Genomic DNA, 21,242 nt, shown 5'->3' on the forward strand with positions numbered 1-21,242 from the left:
ATTCCTAAGACGGTTTTTTAAGAATATAGATTTCAGTATTTTAAAGAATATACAGCACGATGGGAAGCATGTTCCAAGAAACCCATAGCGTTACAATAAATAATAAAGATACCGGAATGACAATTGCATATTGGATCCACTTTGTTGTTCCTGCACTCAACTGCCAGATTTTCCGAATAACAAGCATTAAAATTGGTATCAAGAATAACAGGGAGAATATTTTCAGCCAAAATACATAAGTGACAGTGTCTGGATCCATCGTAAGCAAGCTGATCAAACTGACAACAACCATAACAGCTATTACTGGCCAAATCACTTGTTTAACTTTCCTGGAATCGTGTATCGTTAAAAGGTAAAAAGCAATTAGGCAGCTAATTAAAAATAAAATCATAAATAATAGACCTCCAATTCTCTATTTTTAAATCTATTCTATGGATTCAATTTTTATGAGAGGTTAAAAGGAAATTAAAGAGAAAGGTGATTACCTATGAAGATAGCAGTACTATTTGGAAGTTCCAGAGATCATGGAAATACAGAGACTTTAACAAAACTGGCTCTTGAAGGGATGCAGTACACTTCTTTTTACCTCAAAAATTACAAAGTCAATCCTATTGATGATTTGCGTCATACAAAGAGTGGCTTTGTAAAGGTAGATGATGATTATGACGAGCTGATGCGAGAGGTTATCCACCACGAAATTCTTATTTTTGCTACCCCTGTATATTGGTACGGAATGAGTGGTGTGATAAAAAAATTTATAGATCGTTTCTCACAAAGTTTAAGAGATGAATCGCTAAACTTCAAAGATAAAATGGGCCGTAAAAAGGCATTTGTTATTACAGTTGGAGGCGATAACCCGCGGATAAAAGCTTTACCACTCATTCAGCAATTTCAATACATCTTTGATTTTTCAGGTACAGAGTTTGCCGGTTATTTGATTGGAAAAGCAAATGCACCTCATGAGATACAATCGGATTCTAGAAGTATATCCGATGCTATGGAATTTAGAAAAGTATTACAGAAGCACACAGAATGATGACTGTGTGTTTTTTATATAAAAATAAATATATATAAAAATCTTGTAATTTAATGTATTTAATAGAAAAATAGAGAAAAGACAATTCTTGTAAACAATAATAAAAATAATTCAACAAGGATGTAGCCTATGCGAGAAACTCCGTTTGAATTACAGAATAAAAAACAGTTGCTTCGCACATTTTATGAAGCCGTGAATAACGGGATTATAGTAATAGAACCCTCTGGAAAAATGATATTTGCCAATACAATAGCTTGCAGCCTTTTAGGGCTGGCTGAAGTGGAAATAGAAGACCGTTTTTTTTATAACCTGCCTTTTAATGTGATAGATAAGCATAACCATAACATTTCTCTTCAAGACGTTTACTTAGAATGGGCTAAACAAACCCAAAAAACCGATCCTTTGGAACTTGGTCTGCAGTGCAAAGAAACAGGGAATATTCAATACGTTCTGGCTGCTGCAGCACCGATATTTGATGGATTTGACCGGCTGGAGCAAATCGTGATTACATTAACTGACAATCAGAAGTTAATGAACAATGAAAAAGAACTTAGCCGGAGTCGAGAACGTTTTTATTCACTTGTTGATTCGATGGAAGACACTGTTTTTACGCTGGATCAGAACCTTATACATACGGGGATCTATGGAAAATGGATGGAGAAGCATCAGGTAAAGCCATCATATTTCTTAGGTAAGACCATACGGGAAGTCTTTGGTGATGATATTGCTGAAGGGCAAGAGAAAGCATGCCGGCTCGTCTTACAAGGAAGATCTCAGATTTATGAATGGGGTAATGTGCGCAATGGAGAGCGTTATTATTATCAGGCTATTCTTTCGCCTATAAAAAACGATCAAGGGCAAGTCGAGGGCATTGTTGGTGTTTCCAGAGATATAACGGAAGGCAAAAGAATGGAAATCGGACTTCGAGAAAGTGAAGAAAGGTTTCGGCAGTTTGCTGAAAACGCAAAAGATGTATTCTGGATGAAAGATTATGAGACTCGGAAATTATTATATGTTTCTAAAGCATATGAACATATATGGGAGCTAGAAGATTCGGAAACATTCGTATCGGTGTTTGATGAAGTTCATCCTGAAGATAATGAATCAGTACAAGAGTTTATAAAGTCGATTGCTCAAGGTGAGTCTCAAATTGAGTATCGTATTCAAGGTAAAAATAAAAAAGTGCGCTGGATCAGAACTAGAGCTTTCCCGATAACGAATGACCAAGAAGAAATTTATCGAATAGCTGGAATTTCTGAAGATATTACAGACCTCAAGGAAAAAGAAGAACTGCTCAGGAAGTCAGATAAACTCACTGTAGTAGGTGAACTTGCTGCAGGAATAGCTCATGAGATACGCAATCCGCTAACAAGCATAAAAGGGTTTGTTCAGTTAATGAAACCTGACATGGAGGATCTGCATAGCGAGATTATTCTATCAGAAATGGATAGGATTGAATCGATCATCAATGAATTTCTTGTCTTGGCTAAACCACATCAAGAAACAGTCTTTCAGCAAAGAAGTGTAAATGATTTTATTAGGCAAACCATTACTCTACTAGATTCCGAAGCAAATCTGAATAATGTTCAATTTGATACACATCTAAGATATGTGCCGAATATCCTTTGTGAAGGAAATCAGATTAAACAAGTGATAATTAATGTTATAAAGAATGCCATCGAATCTATGCTTAATGGTGGTACGATCTTTGTAGAAACAGGAATTCATGATGAAGGGTATGTGTTTATAAAGATAACAGACCAAGGTGAAGGAATAAGTGAGGAACGGCTTGCTAAACTGGGTGAACCTTTTTACTCAAATAAAGAAAAAGGAATAGGATTAGGTTTGATGGTTTCATTAAAAATAATTGAAAATCATCATGGTAATATTACGTTTGAAAGTATATTAGGTATCGGGACTACCGTCACGATCTTGCTTCCTAATAAACTTTTACCATAATCTATTAAAGCACATTTCAGCCAGTCTGAAATGTGCCTTTTTTTGCTTGCTGACTAAGTGTTTATAACTTTTTTATTAAGGGTAAATGTAGAGGAGAAGCATGAAAAATCAGATCTATATGATTGAAATGAATTGACGTAAAATTGTGAACAATCCTGATTCATGCTACCCTAGTATAGTAGGGGAATCAAAAAAATGGGATATTCAAGGAGGATAAGAATGAAAGATTTCAAGAAAAAATTGGGTGTTTTAGTGGTGGTTTTTTTAATGTCTTTATTGGCTGCTTGTGGCAGCAGTGATTCAAGTGATGGGGGACCTGAACTGAAAAATGAAGGAGAATTTAATTTTATTGTTTCTGGTGAGTTCCCTCCATTTAGTTCAGTTGATAGCAGTGGAGAACTAACAGGCTTTGACGTTGCAGTAGGTAAAGCTATAGCAGATGAACTAGGGTTAAAAGCCGTACCGGAAAAGTTTAAGTTTCATGGTGCTGTATCCGCAATAAAGGCAGATCGTTTTGACGCAGCAGTGGCAAGTCATACAATCACTGAAGATCGAAAGAAGGCAGTGAATTTTAGCGAGCCATATTATTATTCAGGTCCTGTTATATTCACAAGACCAGATAGTGATATTAAAACAAAAGAAGATTTAAAAGGAAAAGAAGTTGCTGTTTCAAAAGGTTCTACCTATGAAAAATCCGCTCAAGATTATACAGATCAAATTAAAAATTATGACAGTGATGCGACAGCACTGCGTGCGCTAAGTGAAGGGAAGCATGACGCGGTGATTACAGATGCGATCACAGGAAAACAAGCGATAGAAAAAGGATTTAAGATTGTGGAACAAGAACAGCTAGGTACGAGTGAACAAGCGATAGCTGTTAAAAAAGAAGATAAAGAACTGTTAAAAGCAATCAATGAAGCTTTAAAGAAGCTTAAGGATAGCGGAGAGCTTGCTAAACTCAGTGAAAAATACGTCGGTGCTGATATCACGAAAAAGCCTGAATAATGGTGTGAGAGCCGCCCGCATGGTTTATTGCAGGGTGGCTTTCTTTTTATCAGTAAAGATAGTGAAAAATTAAGGTAGAAAAGAGAGGAAAAGGGGAGGAGTATGGCATGTTTGATCTCGCACACATTATAGACGTATTAATGGAAAGTTACCCGCTCTTTATTAAAGGACTTTGGATTACATTAAAACTTACCTTTGTTTCCATTCTAATTGGTACAGGTATCGGACTTGTGTTTGCTCTATTTAAGATTTCAGGGATCAAGGTGTTGAATTGGATTGCTAATATCTATATCGCACTTATTCGGGGTACACCCTTAATCGTTCAGATTTTTATCTTTTATTTTGGACTTGCTGAACTTGGCATATCTGCTTTTTGGTCTGCTGCTTTTGGTCTTGCTATGCATAACGGGGCTTATATTGCAGAGATCTTTAGAGGCTCCATCCAGTCTGTTGATAAGGGGCAAATGGAAGCAGGACGCTCATTAGGAATGACTTACGGACTTACGATGCGAAGAATTATATTGCCCCAAGCTTTTAAAAGAGCACTTCCACCACTTGGCAATCAATTCATAATCGGCCTTAAAGATTCTTCACTTGCATCGTTCATCGCTCTAAACGAACTGTTTAGTATTGCAACAACACAAGGGTCTAGAACATTTGATGAAATGACCTACTTGATCATCGTAGGTTTATATTATCTAATCCTCGTCCTTCTTTTCACTCTACTTGTAAACCTGTTGGAAAAGAAACTTTCAGCTGGAGAATAGGAGGCGTTTGAGTTGAAAAAAGAAATGATACGGATTGAGAATTTAAAAAAGAGCTTTGGTGATCTAGAAGTCTTAAAAGAAGTCAATTTAGAAGTTCATGAAAGTGATGTAGTCGTGTTAATCGGAGCGAGTGGGTCGGGAAAAAGCACCTTGCTTCGATGCATAAACTTCCTAGAGATAAAAAACGGCGGAAGAATCGTTATCGAAGGGGAAGAAATTGATCCTAAATCGCATAACTTAAACGAAGTGCGGCAAAAAGTGGGGATGGTGTTTCAGCACTTTAATCTCTTTCCTCATAAAACCGTTCTGGAAAACGTTATGGAGGCACCTGTTATGGTGAAAAATCAAAATAAATCAGAAGCTGAAAAAGAAGCAAAAGCCTTGCTAGGGAAAGTTGGACTATCAGATAAAGCAGATGTGTATCCAGCAAAACTATCTGGCGGACAGAAGCAACGTGTTGCAATAGCCAGGGCACTTGCCATGAAACCGGATATTATGCTTTTTGATGAGCCGACCTCAGCACTTGACCCAGAACTAGTCGGAGAAGTATTAGCTACAATGAAGGAACTTGCACAAGAAGGTATGACGATGGTCGTTGTGACACATGAGATGGGATTCGCAAAAGAAGTGGCAGATGAAGTGGTATATATGCATGACGGTCAGATTTGGGAAAGAGGAAGACCTGATGAGCTGTTCAATCATCCAAAAGAAGATCGTACGAAAGACTTTTTAAGTTCTATTCTATAAAAATATGAAAAGGTGCAGCATGATAAAGCTGCACCTTTTTAACGTTTATTATATAGTATTTTCGGTGGCCATTGTTTTAGGCTTTCGTTCTTGAATCAACAGAACGGCACCAAGCACAAGTAAAATCCCGGCTGCTTGAATCAGGGATACGTTTTCCTTATATATCAACAGCCCCATGATCGTGGCTACTACTGGTTCAATGGTAGACACAATAGAAGCTTTGCTTGCTTCGAGTTGTTTCAAGCCTTGCGTATAAAACCAATATGCTAAAACGGTCGGAAAAAGCCCAAGACCCATAATATAAAGAATGGCACTCGTACTGAATACATTAGCATCAGAAGATGAAATATGACTAGTCGGATAAAGAACAACCATTGCAAATAAAAACGTATAATAGCTAATGGTCAATGTCTCATACTTCTTACCGGCTAACTTCCCAAAGATGCTATAAAGCGAATATCCAAGTCCAGCCCCTAACCCGATCAACAAACTTTGCATAGAAAGTTCTAATTGAGCTGAAAATACACCTGATACTAGAGTGCAGCCCAGCAAAGTAACAAACAATGCACACAGCTTTTGCTTCGTAAGTTGTTCTTTAAATACAAAAAGAGATATGATCAGCACAAAAGCAGGAGCAGTGTATAACAGGATTGCTGCAATGGCGATTGAAGATGTTTGAATGGTGGTAAAGTAGCACCAATTAAAGAAGGAAACACTCATTACACCTGTACCGAAAAAATACCACAAGTGAGAGACCTTAATCTTGAGAAGAGAAGGCTGCTGAACGACAATCCATAACAAAAAAAATAGAAACGCACTGGCTGCTCTTAAGAAAACGATTTGTAGAGGAGTAAAGCCAAGTTCAGCTAATTCTTTTACAAAATAACCAATAATCCCCCAAAGCGAAGCTCCTATGGCTACATAAAAAAAGGCAATCCTCGTTTGATAAGGCATACCCATTCATCCTTTTCTAACTAAATAATGACTACTAATTGAACTCTAACAAAAAACACCTTTATTGTATATGACAATAAAAGTGTTTTATACCCAGTTTATCTTATTGATTCATTTTTTCTGTGATCTTCTCAACATCCTCTTCTTCTTCTTTCATAATGTCATCGTCAATATCTTCTTTAAATGCAAATGATAGTAATAAAGAGACTAAGATTCCACCTCCAATGAGATTTCCAATAGTGGCTGGAATTAAATTAAGCAGAATAAATTCATACCAGCTATATTCAAAGCCCTCTAAAACAGAAATACTGAAATACCCCATATTTGCTACAGCGTGCTGGAAATTTCCAGCTTCGAAAATAATAACTGGCAATAAAATACCGAATATCTTTCCCATTACATCACGGGCAGCAGTAGCTAAAACGGCTGCTATGCCAATCAGCCAGTTTGCAAGAATACCAGAGAAAAGAACCTGAAACCATCCCCATGTACCACGATCTGTAAATTCCATCTTCTTCTCCATAAATTTTAAGAGCCCTTCATAAAACTCTTTGTCTAATGAGCCTGAAAGATTTAAGAGAAACCCAACAAATAAAGCTCCTAGAAAATTTCCGATATAACAAATTCCCCAAAATCGAAGAACTTTTTTGCTAATCCAATACTTACTCTGAAGGATATAACTTGGAAGCAAGATATTAATCTCTGTAAAAAGAATGGAGCCTGATAAAAAGATCATCGTATACCCTATAGCAAACCCGACACCAGATAAGAGATTATATGTCCCAAGTGTGTCGACTTGCATGGAGAGAAGCACGGAGCCAAGTGCCCCAAACGCAATAAAAGCTCCTGCCATAAATGATAAAATAAATTGTGCCAAGTTCGTGATCTGTAGAGAGGCCTTTCCTTCTTCAATAAAGTATTCAATAATCTGGACGGGGAAAAAGTACTGCCGATCTGGTACATCTACTTTGTTTTTATTTTTCATCTATAGTCCCTCAAATTTTGTCATCCGTCCTACTACTCTTCCCATAACTAGAAACATGCAAAACCAAATTTTTATAAAATTAAGGTCAGTCTTGTTCTTTTTGTTTTTAAATACCAAATTCCTATGAGATTTTGCTTAATTGTAGTAATCAAATTGAAACAATAAAGGTTACTATCTTCATGCGAATGGCTCTCTTTTATTCCTATATTATTAATATATTCAAATAATAATAGATTTTGGAAGGAGAGAATTCGTTGAAGAAGGGTTTTATGTTGTTCATGGGGATTTTGCTTGGAAGCCTATCGATCTGGAGTCATAAAGGAGAAGCGGCAAGCTACGTAAATCCTAACCAGACGTATACATATGAGATGATGACAAGTAATATCAAAACGCTAGCCCAAAAATACCCGGGGCTTGTTCAGTATCGGTCACTTGGTAAAACGCCCTACGGCAGAGACATATGGGCAGTGAAGCTGGGGAGAGGGGATGCTACTGTTCTATATAATGCATCCCATCATGCAAGGGAATGGATTACAACAAACATCGTCATGGAAATGATCGATCAATATAGTGAAAAGTACATGTTAAATAGTTCAATGGATGGCTATAATGTTGCGCATGTGCTAAACAATACATCGATATGGTTTATACCTATGACCAATCCAGATGGGGTTACACTTCAGCAAAAAGGATTGGCGGCTTTTCCAACTGCGTCACATGCAAACCTTATTAAAATGAACGGCGGAAGCAAAGACTTTAAAAGATGGAAATCCAATGCTCAAGGAATTGATCTGAACAGGCAATATCCTGCCAGATGGGAAGAAATCAATAATAATGCCAAATCGCCTTCTTACAAAGACTATAAAGGAACTGCACCCCTTGTGACTGCTGAAGCTAAAGCAGTTTCAGCACTTACTTATTTAGTCGATCCTGAAATAACAAATTCTTACCATACAGCTGGAAGAATTCTTTATTATCATTTTAATTATGGAACCGGAACTTACGAAGGAGATAAAACGCTTGGTGCTGCTCTAGCAAACATGACAGGTTATCGGCTGATTCCGCCTGATACAAACTTATCAAGTGGAGGAGGATATAAAGATTGGTTCATCCAGAAATTTAAAAGGCCAGGATTTACGTTTGAACTTGCTCCGTATGCAGGTGAAACGAACCCGTCTATCACCATTTTTCCAGAAGAATGGGCAAGAAATAAAAAAGCAGGCCTTTACATGGCGATAGAGGGAGATAGGCGCTGGGAGAATCGGATAACACCCTTAACAAAAACAATAACGCTTACGCAAAAGGTACCCCTTTATGACAGACCAAACGTGAATCACAAAATGGCAGCGGCAAGTTTGTACGCAGGAACATATAAAGTGAATGCCTCATATGGAAACTTTTATCGCATACAAACGATCCTTGGACCAAAATGGATACTAAGGTAAATATAGTTCATCTTTAACAAGTTTTTATTTTTCAAGATATTAAACCAGAAGTAATCACATGAACCAGTTTCCTCATGGTGGACCAACTCAATAATCGAGGTCTCTACAATAGAATATAGTAAAAAGGAGCTTTGACTTAAATCGGTCAAAGCTTTTTTGTATAGAATGTCCTATATGATTAAAATATCAAAATACTACTTTATAAGGAGTATATATAGTAAAGAATATGTGTTTTTTAAGAATTACTAGCTTTTATAATATTGTTTGAATATTATGATAATTAAATGAATGGCTGCTCATTCATTTTGTGTTAAACAACCTTAGGGAGGTGAATGAATGAATTTAGCTAAGCTGTTTTTCAATGAGTCTGCAAAACTTTCCGCTAATAAGGCCATTTTATGTTCTATAATTGCAGCATTGCTCGTCCCTGTTGTGTATAGTGGTATTCTTTTATCCGCTACTTGGGGGCCTTACGATCATCTTTCAAACTTGCCGGTAGCGGTCGTTAATAATGACAGAGGTGCCGCGGCAGGCGATCAAGCTATTCATGTGGGCAATGATCTAATTGCGAACATGAAAGAAGGAAAAGACTTAGGGTGGAGATTTGTAAATTCAACCGAAGCTATGAAAGGTCTTCAGAATAACGAATATTATATGGCGATTATCATCCCGGAAGATTTTTCTGAAAGGGTTACTACAGTTTTAGATCCAAATCCGAAAAAGCTTGAGTTAGAGTATATTCAAAATGAAGGTCTAAATTTTTTAGCTTCAAAAGTTACTGAAACAGCTACCCAAAAGATGCGGGAAAAGCTAGCCGATACAATCACTCAAAAATATGTAACGAATATGTTTGCCAGCTTAGGAGAGGTCTCAGAAGGTTTTGGAGAAGCGGCTGATGGATCTTCTAAGCTTTCAGAAGGAACTGATCAGCTGCATAAAGGAACAAACGAGTTAGCAGCAACTGTAACTTCCAAACAATCCGATATATCAAAGCTTGCAAACGGCACGAGAGAACTCAAAAGTGGTACAGGGCTCTTACTTCATAATCTACAAGGGAAATCCGGTGATATTCATAAATTAGCTTCTGGTGCAGATCAGTTACATGGTGGATTGGTCACCTTAAAAAGTGGTTCTTCTCAAATTTTAGATGGATTAGAAAAAGCTGAAGCAGGAAGCGAGGAACTAAAAACGGGGGTTTCAGAGCGATTGGTACCAGGAAGCAGAAAAGTAGCGGATGGTACAGGCCGTTTAAAAGATGGATCTTCTAAACTAGCAGCTGGAGCAGATCGGTTAGTTGCCGGACTGGAAGAATATAAGAAAGCCAATCCGACTGTGAATATTGGACCTTATTATCAACAAATCCTAGATGGAGCCAAAGAAATATCAAGTGGTTTAAATAATCTATCAGCCAAGTCAGTTGCTTTGAACGAAGGAGCAGTTTCAGTAGCGGATGGAATCGCTTATAATTTAGCGCCAGGAACAGTTGAACTAAATGAAGGGCTTAATCAACTGTTAGCAGGTCAAAGCAAGCTTGATCAAGGAGCTGTAAAACTTGAAGCTGGGGCAAAGCAGATAGCAGATGGAAATGCCGCTGTTGATAAAGGATGGAATGAACTAATATTAGGTGTTACAAAATTAGATTCTGGTGCAGCAAAGATCTCAGATGGAAACAGCAAGGTAGATGAGGGATGGAGAAAACTATCTCAAGGAGCAACGAAGTTAAATGATGGGGCAGGGAAATTGAATGAAGGAAGTGAAAAACTAACTTCTGGTCTAAAGTCAGGTGCAGAGAAAACAGGGAAATTGAACACAGAGAACGATAATATTAACATGTTCTCGTCACCTGTCAAACTTAAAAGTAAAACGGTCAATGAATATGAATACTACCGCGATTCAACTGCTCCATACGTTATAACACTCGGGTTGTTTGTAGGAATCTTAATTATGTCACTCTTTATTAATTTTAAAAGACCACACTTTATTTCAGGTTTCAATTGGTTTTTAGTAAAATTTATCCATTTAGCAGCACTTTCTATTGTTCAAGCAATCCTCCTGCTTATCACTGTTCTTTTTGTATTAAAAGTGAACGTTAGTAATCCGGGTGGTTTGATTTTATTATCACTGATTGTAAGCGTTGCCTTTGCGGCGATTGTCTTATTCTTAGCAGCCCTCGGTGGAAACATAGGCCGATTTATCGCATTAGGATTGGTCATCATGCAACTATCGATAACGGGAGCAAATCTCCCGATTGAAATGCTGCCGGAAAATTTAAGAACGATAAGTGAATATATGCCATTTACGTATTCTATCGCAGGGTTTAAGTCCGTAATCACGCTAAATGATTTCGGGACAGCTGTTTACAACATGACAATTTTGCTTACATTCTTTATTGTTTTTTCACTATTAGCTTTTCTTGTATTTAACTTTAAGGGGAATAGGGTTCAAGATCAACCCAGTGAAATTACAGCTTAATAAAAAAACGAAACTGCTCTAAAAGAATATTTTAGAGCAGTCTTTTTTATGCACTAATCGTATGTGAAGAGTCTGCCTTTGGCTCTGGAACGAACAGAAGGATGGTCATACCAATGATAAATAAGATGACAAGGCTAAATACTGCACTTGCTGAGTTGCCGGTAACTTGAGCCGTAACAGCAATAAGCAATGGTCCCATAATGGAAGCGAATTTGCCGAAAATGTTGTAGAACCCAAAGAATTCATTGGAGTTTTTTTTCGGTACCAATTTTGCAAAATAAGCACGGCTTAATGCCTGAATCCCTCCTTGGGATGTAGCAACAAGCATAGCAAGGATCCAAAAGTCTAACGTTGTTTTTAAAAAATACGCATAAATGCAAACTACAATATAAACAGCTATTCCAACATAAAGCATCGTTTTACCTGTAAACTTTTCTGCTAGCCTTCCATACAAAATCGCAAAAGGCGCTGCAACCACTTGTGTGACAAAAAGGATGATCAACAGGCTGGTAGAGCTGATCCCTAGATCAGATCCGTAAGCTGTAGACATTGTTATAATGGTTCCGACTCCATCAATATAGAAGAAATAAGCTAATAAAAATAAAAACAAAGGACGGTATTTTTTTATTTCTTTTAAGGTGTTTCCTAACCGTTTAAAGCTGTTCATGATTGGTTGGGGTTCACGTTCGATACCGTATTTCTGATATACATTTTTCAGAAGAGGAATCGTAAAAATACCCCACCATATCGCGGTTATTACAAAAGCAATCTTACTTGCGATCGTTGTAGAGATTGGAAGGACTTCATTTTGAGATAATACGATAATAGCAATGCTAATTAAAAATGGAATCGTACTTCCGATATAGCCTAACCCGAAGCCTCTTGCTGATACTCTATTCATTCTTTCCTCAGACGTAACATCTGTAATAAAAGCATCGTAAAAAACATTGGATCCGCTAGAGCCTATAGCTGTTAACGTATAAAAAACTAATAAGAGCAGCCATTGATCACTTGGAATAAATGCTAGTGAAGCGGTAGAAACAAGGCCAAGTACAAAAAAGAAGGTGAAAAATCGTTTCTTCAGCCCTTTATAATCAGCAATTGTCCCTAAAACAGGACTTAGCATCGCTAATATAGAGGTTGCAATGGCAATCGTATAACCTAAGTAGGCTGTTGAATCAGCTGGGCTAACTCCTGCTCTAGTAGCGGAAGCCTTAAAAAATAGAGGAAAGACAGCAGTTGAAATAATAATGGAATATGCAGAATTTGCCCAATCATAATACATCCAGCTATTCTCTTCTTTCGTAAACCGTTTCATTGGTTTTGGTCCTTTCTATTGCAATTTTAAGATGGACTAAGAGAAAAGAACTCTTCGATCACCTTACCGTCTGTGTGTCCTAGTGAAAGACCTAATAATCTAGCAAATGTAGGTCCTTCGTCGATTAAATGCATGGAGGGAACAACTGTATGCTGCCGAATCCCTTTACCAGCTAACATAAGAAGAGTGGTATAGTCTTCTTTTTCAGGAGAATAGCCATGACATGCATGTGTATACCTTTTTGCTCTAACATCCTTTTCAGTAATATGATGAATAACGCTTCCATCTATATCTTCATTAAAATAAAAGCCATGTCTCGCCTCTACCATAAAGGAACAATTTTCATCAGCCCCCATTGCTGTTGCTTCTTCTTGATTGAAGATTTTTTCAACACCATTGGCTTCATCGACTAATAGATTCTCCAAAAGCTCATTTACGACCTCCTTTGTTTGTTTATCCGATGGATCTTTTAAGTAAATATATGCGGAGCCATCACAACTTTTGCAAAAGGCTCTCCAATTTTTTAACCTTTTCTTCATATCGACTTCTATTAGCTGGTATTTCTTAAATAAGACATTAAGTTTAATAGCTTTTGATTCATCTAGTGCACTATGGTCTCCTAAGATCGCAATGGTTGTATCATCATAAATCCCAGCTTCTTTTACGGCCTGAACAATTCTGCCAAGGCGTTTATCATGCCGCTTAACAGCTTCCTTTGCTTCTTCGGAAGAAAATCCATGGTAGTGTCTCTGTGAATCAAGGTCAACAAAATGTATGAGTAAAAGATGAGGTTTCTTAGATTTTATAGTATGTACAGTGGATTCTAATACGAAATCATCGAGTTCAGGTTGGCTTAAACCATTACGGAAGTGTCCAAATCGACGATTCATGTCTAATTGATACAGAATGCTTCCATTTGTTAGAGAAACAGGAATTTGATGATGCCACTTACGGTTTGCAAATATTTCAGGCATATTGTAATCAATGTCTGCTCCAGCAGTAACGGGCCATAATAAAGCAGCCGTTTTCATCCCTGCTTTTTTAGCTTCATCATATAAGGTTGTTCCATTTACATGTTTCCTGTGCCAATACCAGTCCGGAGAAGTTCTTCCCGGCTGAAGAAAAGTATTGTTCACAATGCCATGATTTTTAGGGTAGTTTCCTGTCACGATTGTTGTGTGGCATGGGTATGTAACAGAAGGATAGATTGTTTGCACATATCTGCAATAAGCCCCATTTTGTATGAAATCATTGAAATGGGGAAGCTGCTCCAGCATTGGAAAATCGAGGGAAGATAGACAGTCAAATGATATAACGATTAAATGGTTGGTTAGACGAGACATACAATTCCTCCAAGATAAGATAATCTTCCACTATGGTAAATAATAACATAAGAAAATCCCGCACATGTAAAGGCTGTATGTTGTTTATCAAAAATAAATATTTCTCCTTTCCAAAGCTTGGAAGGTGTGTTATGAATGAATTATCTCATTTTAGTGGGTGATGATGTGATAAAATGGTGGCTTGGTGTTATATGTATGTTTTTCATAGCCTTAGGGGTGATAGGGTACTTATACACGATGGACTATGCCTCTGAAAAAGCAATGGAAGAAATCACGAAAGAGTTAACGGCAAACGAAGAAGAAATTAATAAACTACTTGAAGATCCAGAGATACGAAAGTACATCGAAACAGGTGAAACACCTAAGAAGAAATTACCGTTTACTTCAAAAAACGAGGCAGTAAAACTTATCTCCGAAAGATATACGATCAATGAACTAGCTAACATAAGAGAAAAGGTAAGTAAAGGATTAAACGAGCAAGAGAAGCTTGTCGTATATGAAAAATTACTTGAAAAAGTAACAGATGATGAGCTCGTTGCTTTAAAGGTAGTAGCATTAAAGGAAATAAAGAAGAAATAAAAAAGCCCAGATTTAATAGGGCTTTTTCTTTCATTAGAAAGATAATCGGATTCGTCCATCTACTTTTGAAATGAGATAGCTTTCGTATTCTCCAATTTTAACATTTGCTTCTTTTCCTGTTTCAACAACACTCTTAATTTGTTCTTTTATATAAGGGTGCATGTCATAAAGAATCTCAACGTTCTCAACAGAAACAGATCTAGAACCAGTACTAAACATCATGATCACTTGATTAGAAGTATTGTCAAACATAGCAAAGCAATCGCTGTATTCAATAGCATATAACGTTGCATCATGTTTCTTTGCAATATTTACTAGATCGATTAGATTTTCTTCTGCTCTACTCATTAAATTAACATATTTATCCCCGTCAATTACTTTTATATCTGGCATCTCATTTTGTGTTTGAGTGGTTACTTTTTTTGTTTCACTCTCAGTCTGGGTTTGCTGATCAGGTGTCTTAACTGTTTCCGTTTTCTTTTGAGGTTCCTGCTTGGCAGGATGAGTTTCGCTATTCAAACTATCTACTTTAACTGTTTCTTTTGTCTTTAAAGATTGATTTGGGGGATTAACAGATACCAACTTACTATTAACAATAACTTTTTGGTTAGTTGCATTGACCTTGCTTTCAATTTCACTATAGTTTAATACTCCAATGATCAATAGTATTGCAGTTGCAAAGATAATCGCACGACTACTCTTCTTCTTCAATTTTATTATCCCCCTCATTAACTTCTTGTTACTTATTAGACGAGGTTATATTCTAAATGGTTTCAAAATTATTACAAAAATATTTCATGATTATTACAAATTAATTCATGAGAAAAATCTGATAAAAAATGTACTTTATATGAAGTTAAAAAATTAGCAGCTTGCTCTGAATGAAAGAAGCGAAAAAGAGCTATAGGGCTGCAATTTCATTTTTGATAAAAGTACATGTGTCTAAAAAGAAGCTGAAAAAAGGAACAATGATCCCCGCTGTATCCGAAAATTAGGCAAGACCCATGTATATTTGTAAGGGTTCTTTTTTGTTGAAGTATGAACCTCCTTTTTTTGTTGCAAACTAAGAACAGATGAAGGAGGGCTTTATATGGAACAAGTAAAAGTCATTATCATGAAACTTATTGTATGTTTAATTGCTTTTTGGATAGGATTAGATCTGTTATTTGATGCTACGTTAAGTGATATTGTTTCTTTCGCTGTCACAACCACAGTTATTACGTATATTATTGCGGACCGCATCCTGCTGCCGCGTATAGGTAAGAGAAACACTTTGATGGCAGAATTTATTTTGGCGTACGTAGTGGTTTGGATATTTGGATCAATTCTCTTAGATGGATACCTTCAAATTGCTTGGGGAAGTGTAATTGCAGCAGGGATTATTACAGCATCAGAAGTTTTTGTTCATCAATATTTACTTAAACATATTTCAGCAAAGAATTCAGAGAGAAAACAACATAGAAGATTTAGACCAGGCCTTAGATACGCGACAGAGTTCGCAGAAGAACAAGATCCTAGAGGGAAAAATAAAAAAGATTAATGAGAGCATCATTTATTCGAAAAAACAAACCAGCCAATGCGGCTGGTTTTTTTATTTGCGCCTTCCCTAGTACACCTCATTATATTATTGATACTCATAACCATCATTCTTTTTTGATACACCTTAAGCAACCGACACAAAATTAATGAAAAGTGTATTTATTACCGAGTTTTGCTAACGGAGCTGATTTACAAAATCTTAACGTTGGATTAATGTGGGGTTAATATTGTCTGATTATGATTAAACCGTAACAAACAGCAATAAACATTAAAAATTCCACATTAAATGGAGGCACTTTTTATGAATAACACATTCAAGAAGAAATGTTACAAGTCTATTCAAGCTGTGATGTTAGGAGTGAGTGTACTAGGATTAGCAGCTTGTGGAGCTGCTCAAGAGGAGGCTGCTCCTATTGTTAAGGATCCAAGTTCGTTAACCCTGAAAGAAATTGAAACAAAGGCAAAAGAAGAGGGAAGCGTTAATAGTGTCGGTATGCCTGATTCATGGGCTAACTGGGGAGAAACGTGGAATGAAGTGACAAAAAAATATACATTGGAACACAAAGATACAGATTTATCCAGTGCCGAAGAGATTGCCAAAATGGAATCTGAAGGAGAGAATGCAACAGCTGATATCGGGGATGTAGGAATTTCCTTTGGACCAATCGCTGAACAAAAAGAATTAACGATGCCATATAAAACTTCCTATTGGGACGAGGTACCTGATTGGGCAAAAGATGACAACGGAGATTGGGTTGTTGGCTACCAAGGAACAATTGCATTCTTTACTAATAAAGAATTAGTGGATAACCCGCCAAAGTCTTGGGATGACATATTAAAAGGAGATTACAAAGTGACTGTTGGAGATGTTCAGCGCGGCACACAGAACCAAATGGCCGTTCTTGCTGCGGCTATCGCTTCTGGCGGTGATGAAACAAATCTCCAACCAGGAATTGACTATTTTGCTAAGCTTGCCAAACAAGGACGCCTTAGCTTAACTGATGCCAAGCCGGCCAACATTGAAAAAGGGGAAGTGGAAGTTGCCCTTGTTTGGGATTTCAATGCCCTTGGTTACGCTGACCAAATCAACCGAGATCAATTTGATGTCACCATTCCAAGTGAAGGTTCAGTCGTGAGCGGGTACGCAACTATTATTAACAAATATGCAAAGCATCCGCATGCAGCGATGGCAACTAGAGAATATATCTTAAGCGATGAAGGACAAATTAACTTAGCTAAAGGATTTGCCCGTCCGATTCGCGATGTAGAGCTTCCGAGAGAAGTAGCTGAAAAAATGGTTCCAGAAGAACAATACAAAAATGCAAAACCAATTGAAGACTACAAAGCTTGGGAAGAAACGGCTAAAAATTTACCGCAGATTTGGCAAGAAGAGGTGTTAGTCCATGTCAAATAAAGTAATAACAATTGTTGTTGATGGTATGAGATATGATAAAGGATGTGAAGCTCTCGGATATATTCAACATCTAGTTGAAACCAATCAGGCAGCACTTTACAAAGTAAAGTCTGAACTCCCAAGTCTCTCCCGTCCTTTATATGAAGTGCTGTTAACGGGTACACCGGCATCAGTGAACGGAATAACGTCCAATCAAGCCGTACGCTTATCTACTGAGAAAAGTCTCTTTCATCTTACGAAAGAAAACGGCTTAAGAAACGGGACGGTATCGTATTACTGGATAAGTGAACTTTATAATCGCGCGCCATTCCATTTTATTGAAGATCGTGAGCAAGAGGATGAATCTAACCCGATTCAATATGGGAAATTTTATTGGGACGATGACTATCCAGACAGTCATGTGTTAATGGATGCAGAAGCCTTGCGCAGAAAATATGACCCGCACTTTTTATATATCCATCCGCTCGGTGTGGATGTAAAAGGAGAAATTTTCGGATCAGAATCGAAAGAATATCGTGAACAAATCTTAAAAATGGGAAGCTTGTTGGCACAGCTTTTGCCAATTTGGATCAAAGAAGGTTACCACATTTTGATTACATCAGATCATGGCATGAGTGAATATGGCAACCATGGCGGCATAACTGATGGTGAGCGTGATGTACCGCTCTTTATCATTAGTCCAAAAGTTGAGCCTGGCGTTTACAGTGAAGTGATTCCGCAATTAGCTTTTGCACCGCTCGTTTGTGAACTTTTAAATATTGAGCCTTCCAATAAGATGATTTCATATCAATTGCCGGGCCTAAAAGGGAAAATCACCATTTAAAAGGGATAACCTATTCAATATTTAAATGAAGAATGAAGGTTGACTGGAATTGGTTTAACGAACGTACTGTTAAACCAATTCCCAAATTGTTAGAGAACACAGAGGAGCGAGAAGTCTTGCGAAAAATAAAAAAACAAAAAATTTACTTATTAGCTCTTTTACTGCCATTTATTACGTTTGTGATTGGATTTGAAATAGGACCATTGGTGGCGATGATTAAAAATAGTTTTTATGCAGACGATGGAATTCAAGTTACGATCAATCAATATATCACCATATTTAAAAGTAAATTTTACTTACAAGCCATTCAAAACAGCCTTGTTATCTCCTTATTTTCTGCTGTAACTTCTGTGATTATAGCAGTCATTGCAGCTTATTCGCTTACAAAGTTCTCACAAAAAATACAAAATCGTTTACTGATGATTACTAATATGACGTCGAACTTTGAGGGGATTCCCCTTTCATTTTCATATATTATTTTACTTGGAAACAATGGGCTGTTTACGTTGCTTTTTTCTAAGATTGGTTGGGATGTGTTTGCAGATTTTAATTTATATTCATGGACAGGCCTCATCCTTGTTTATATTTATTTTCAAATTCCGCTTGCTGTTATGCTCATCTACCCGTCTTATCAAGGAATTAAGAAACAATGGAAAGAAGCCTCTTCATTATTAGGAGGATCAACTTCATCATTTTGGCTTCACATTGGGATTCCGGTTCTTTTACCGAGTATTGTAGGGACTTTCAGTATTTTGTTTGCTAATGCGATGGGAGCTTACGCTACAGCCTATGCATTGGTCGGCAGCAACTATAACTTGTTGTCCTTGCAAATTGCCTCTCTAGTTGCTAGTGACGTTGCGTTAAAACCGCAGCTGGGTAGTGCGATGGGAGTTCTGCTAGCAGCGACCATGATAGGGGCGATGTGGTTCAATGAACGAATGATGCGTCGCATTAGGAGGGATCTTCGATGAAAGCTTCATTGACTTTTCATAAATTGATGGTTGGATTACTTGTTATTTATTTATTAATTCCGCTTGTAGGAACATTATTATTCTCGATTGCTGGTAAATGGGATCATACCATTTTGCCTGAGAGTTATACAATGAAATGGTATATTGAATTGTTTCAGGATGAACGGTTTTATGATGCTTTTCGAAGAACACTGTTTTTAATTGTCATGTCTGTAGGTCTAAGTGTTGTTATTATGCTTCCGACTATTTTTATCATCACAGTATATTTCAGTAAATGGGAAGGATTTCTACAAGCAGCAGCTATGCTTCCTTATGGAATTCCTCCTATTGTTGGAGCTGTTGGATTAATCAAGGTGTATTCAGATGGACCCATTCAAATTGCCGGAACACCTTGGATTCTAATTGGTGCTTATTTCATAACCATTCTTCCATTTATGTATCAAGGTATCCGTAACAGTCTTCGGACGGTTAATGCTGTGCAGCTTGTTGATGCAGCTGAATTACTGGGTGCTACAAAATTCCAGGCGTTCCGCACAGTGGTGTTTCCCAATATTATATCTGGGATTTTAGTGTCTACCTTATTATCAGTCGCTCTTTTATTTAGTGAGTTTGCTTTTGCCAATTTGCTTGTCGGGGGCCGATTTGAAACCATTCAAATTTATCTAGCTGACAAACTAAACAGCAGTGGTCACTTAACAAGTGCAATTGTTATTACTTATTATTCAATGATTTTACTATTAACGGGGACTGTATTAAAACTTTCTTTTAGAAAAGAGAAAAATCCTGTCGTGTCAAATAAGAATCGAATTCTTTCATTGTTTAAAAAACAATACCGTCATAAAAATACTGCTTTAGAAGGTGAAAAATAATGAGCTATGTAACCATCGATCAAGTGACTAAGGGGTATGAAAATCAAGTCGTTTTAAATAACATTTCTATAACATTAAAAAAAGGAGAATTTGCTACACTTCTTGGTCAAAGCGGATGCGGAAAAAGTACATTATTACGTTCCATTGCGGGGCTTGAAGGCGTTGATGCAGGAAGAATATTAATCGATGGAATTGATATTACTAATTTATCACCGCGTCAGCGTGAAGTCGGTATGGTATTTCAGTCTTATGCGCTCTTCCCAAATATGAGCGTTTTTGATAATATCGCTTACGGTCTCAAAATGAAGAAAGTAAAAAATATTAAATCACGAGTAAAAAAGATAATTGAGATGGTTGATTTAATAGGAAAAGAAGAGTCATATCCCCATCAATTATCTGGTGGACAACAGCAGAGGGTTGCTCTTGCCCGTGCGCTTGTCATGGAGCCGAAAGTACTGCTTTTAGATGAACCGTTAAGCGCATTGGATGCTAAAATAAGAAAAAGTTTACAAAAAGAATTAAAGAGAATACAGAAAGAATTAGATATTACAACTATTTTTGTTACTCATGATCAGGAAGAAGCAATGACGATGTCGGATCGAATTTTTGTCATGAATAATGGACAAGTCGTACAATCCGGTTCTCCATCAGAAGTTTATACTTCTCCAGTCAATACATTTGTGGCGAAATTCATTGGAAACTACAATGTTTATGATATGGAAGTTTTCCGTAAAATCGTTCGCAATAGAGAATTAAAGGGAACTGAAGTCGCGATTCGTCCTGAGGTTTTACAATTAGTTTCTGTTGGTGAGGATAGCTTGGATTTACAGGAGAACTGGGGAATAAAAGGATTTATTAAAGATGTTTCCATGACAGGGAATGTTTTAAGATATGAAGTAGAAACAGAGGAGTCCGCTTTCCATGTAGACTATCTTCACCACCGTGGGAAAATGTTTGAGCAAGGAGCACTCGTTCATATTCTTGTACCGAAGAAAGAATGCATCATTTTATAAATT

20 protein-coding genes are annotated in these 21,242 nt (G+C 37.1%); 14 read left to right on the top strand and 6 right to left on the bottom strand.

Translation table 11 applies throughout. From position 1 onward, the window contains the following. Positions 1-40: 40 nt before the first annotated feature. Positions 41-391, bottom strand: a complete 351-nt coding sequence (locus IEV52_RS05050) for a hypothetical protein (RefSeq protein ID WP_188401407.1) — start codon at positions 389-391, stop codon at positions 41-43. Between the two features lie 102 nt (positions 392-493). Between IEV52_RS05050 and IEV52_RS05055 the strand changes: the two genes are divergently transcribed. The 5 genes from IEV52_RS05055 (at position 494) to IEV52_RS05075 (ending at position 5,514) form a co-directional block, all read left to right on the top strand. Then, complete coding sequence (locus IEV52_RS05055; RefSeq protein ID WP_188402255.1) at positions 494-1,036, top strand: flavodoxin family protein; 543 nt, start codon at positions 494-496, stop codon at positions 1,034-1,036. 129 nt (positions 1,037-1,165) lie between these two features. Next, positions 1,166-2,995 (top strand): PAS domain S-box protein, encoded by a 1,830-nt coding sequence (locus IEV52_RS05060; protein WP_188401408.1) that lies wholly within the window; start codon positions 1,166-1,168, stop codon positions 2,993-2,995. 219 nt (positions 2,996-3,214) lie between these two features. Then, positions 3,215-4,000 carry a transporter substrate-binding domain-containing protein gene (locus IEV52_RS05065; protein ID WP_188401409.1) on the top strand — a complete coding sequence of 262 codons (786 nt, stop codon included), beginning with the start codon at positions 3,215-3,217 and terminating at the stop codon, positions 3,998-4,000. Between the two features lie 107 nt (positions 4,001-4,107). Next, positions 4,108-4,767 (top strand): amino acid ABC transporter permease, encoded by a 660-nt coding sequence (locus tag IEV52_RS05070; protein ID WP_188401410.1) that lies wholly within the window; start codon positions 4,108-4,110, stop codon positions 4,765-4,767. A gap of 24 nt (positions 4,768-4,791) precedes the next feature. Further along, a complete protein-coding gene (locus IEV52_RS05075; RefSeq protein ID WP_188402256.1) occupies positions 4,792-5,514 on the top strand; it encodes an amino acid ABC transporter ATP-binding protein in 723 nt (240 codons plus the stop codon). Positions 5,515-5,562: 48 nt separating this feature from the next. On the opposite strand, the gene IEV52_RS05080 is transcribed toward IEV52_RS05075, so the two are convergent. Then, positions 5,563-6,468, bottom strand: coding sequence for a DMT family transporter (locus IEV52_RS05080; RefSeq protein WP_188401411.1), 906 nt, complete (start codon positions 6,466-6,468; stop codon positions 5,563-5,565). Positions 6,469-6,571: 103 nt separating this feature from the next. Beyond that, entirely contained in the window at positions 6,572-7,453 is an 882-nt protein-coding gene (locus IEV52_RS05085) for a formate/nitrite transporter family protein (RefSeq protein WP_188401412.1), read from the bottom strand. Positions 7,454-7,731: 278 nt separating this feature from the next. On the opposite strand from IEV52_RS05085, the gene IEV52_RS05090 reads away from it, so the two are divergent. Together IEV52_RS05090 and IEV52_RS05095 are read left to right on the top strand one after the other, a co-directional pair. Continuing rightward, positions 7,732-8,898, top strand: a complete 1,167-nt coding sequence (locus tag IEV52_RS05090; protein ID WP_229754193.1) for a M14 family zinc carboxypeptidase — start codon at positions 7,732-7,734, stop codon at positions 8,896-8,898. A 336-nt stretch (positions 8,899-9,234) separates the two neighbouring features. Next, entirely contained in the window at positions 9,235-11,370 is a 2,136-nt protein-coding gene (locus IEV52_RS05095; RefSeq protein ID WP_188401414.1) for a YhgE/Pip domain-containing protein, read from the top strand. Between the two features lie 46 nt (positions 11,371-11,416). On the opposite strand, the gene IEV52_RS05100 is transcribed toward IEV52_RS05095, so the two are convergent. After that, positions 11,417-12,688 (bottom strand): MFS transporter, encoded by a 1,272-nt coding sequence (locus IEV52_RS05100; RefSeq protein WP_188401415.1) that lies wholly within the window; start codon positions 12,686-12,688, stop codon positions 11,417-11,419. Between the two features lie 26 nt (positions 12,689-12,714). Further along, positions 12,715-14,031: an alkaline phosphatase family protein gene (locus IEV52_RS05105; RefSeq protein WP_188401416.1), complete on the bottom strand. Its 1,317-nt coding sequence runs from the start codon at positions 14,029-14,031 to the stop codon at positions 12,715-12,717. Between the two features lie 135 nt (positions 14,032-14,166). Between IEV52_RS05105 and IEV52_RS05110 the strand changes: the two genes are divergently transcribed. After that, complete coding sequence (locus IEV52_RS05110; RefSeq protein ID WP_188401417.1) at positions 14,167-14,610, top strand: hypothetical protein; 444 nt, start codon at positions 14,167-14,169, stop codon at positions 14,608-14,610. A 33-nt stretch (positions 14,611-14,643) separates the two neighbouring features. Here the strand turns inward: IEV52_RS05110 and IEV52_RS05115 are convergent, their stop codons facing one another. Further along, positions 14,644-15,321: a hypothetical protein gene (locus IEV52_RS05115; RefSeq protein ID WP_188401418.1), complete on the bottom strand. Its 678-nt coding sequence runs from the start codon at positions 15,319-15,321 to the stop codon at positions 14,644-14,646. A gap of 379 nt (positions 15,322-15,700) precedes the next feature. On the opposite strand from IEV52_RS05115, the gene IEV52_RS05120 reads away from it, so the two are divergent. The 6 genes from IEV52_RS05120 (at position 15,701) to IEV52_RS05145 (ending at position 21,239) form a co-directional block, all read left to right on the top strand. After that, complete coding sequence (locus IEV52_RS05120; protein WP_188401419.1) at positions 15,701-16,150, top strand: YndM family protein; 450 nt, start codon at positions 15,701-15,703, stop codon at positions 16,148-16,150. A 300-nt stretch (positions 16,151-16,450) separates the two neighbouring features. Then, complete coding sequence (locus tag IEV52_RS05125) at positions 16,451-17,563, top strand: ABC transporter substrate-binding protein (RefSeq protein WP_188401420.1); 1,113 nt, start codon at positions 16,451-16,453, stop codon at positions 17,561-17,563. Continuing rightward, the gene (locus IEV52_RS05130) at positions 17,553-18,386 is read left to right on the top strand and encodes an alkaline phosphatase family protein (protein ID WP_188401421.1); all 834 of its coding nucleotides are present in this window, start codon (positions 17,553-17,555) and stop codon (positions 18,384-18,386) included. The genes IEV52_RS05125 and IEV52_RS05130 overlap by 11 nt, the downstream gene beginning before the upstream one ends. A 32-nt stretch (positions 18,387-18,418) precedes the next feature. Continuing rightward, a complete protein-coding gene (locus IEV52_RS05135; RefSeq protein WP_229754194.1) occupies positions 18,419-19,357 on the top strand; it encodes an ABC transporter permease in 939 nt (312 codons plus the stop codon). After that, on the top strand, positions 19,354-20,226 hold the full coding sequence (locus IEV52_RS05140) for an ABC transporter permease (protein WP_188401422.1): 873 nt from the start codon (positions 19,354-19,356) through the stop codon (positions 20,224-20,226). The genes IEV52_RS05135 and IEV52_RS05140 overlap by 4 nt, the downstream gene beginning before the upstream one ends. Beyond that, positions 20,226-21,239 carry an ABC transporter ATP-binding protein gene (locus IEV52_RS05145; RefSeq protein ID WP_188401423.1) on the top strand — a complete coding sequence of 338 codons (1,014 nt, stop codon included), beginning with the start codon at positions 20,226-20,228 and terminating at the stop codon, positions 21,237-21,239. The genes IEV52_RS05140 and IEV52_RS05145 overlap by 1 nt, the downstream gene beginning before the upstream one ends. Positions 21,240-21,242: the final 3 nt, after the last annotated feature.

Source organism: Fictibacillus barbaricus (genome assembly GCF_014635025.1).
GTDB lineage: Bacteria > Bacillota > Bacilli > Bacillales > Fictibacillaceae > Fictibacillus > Fictibacillus barbaricus.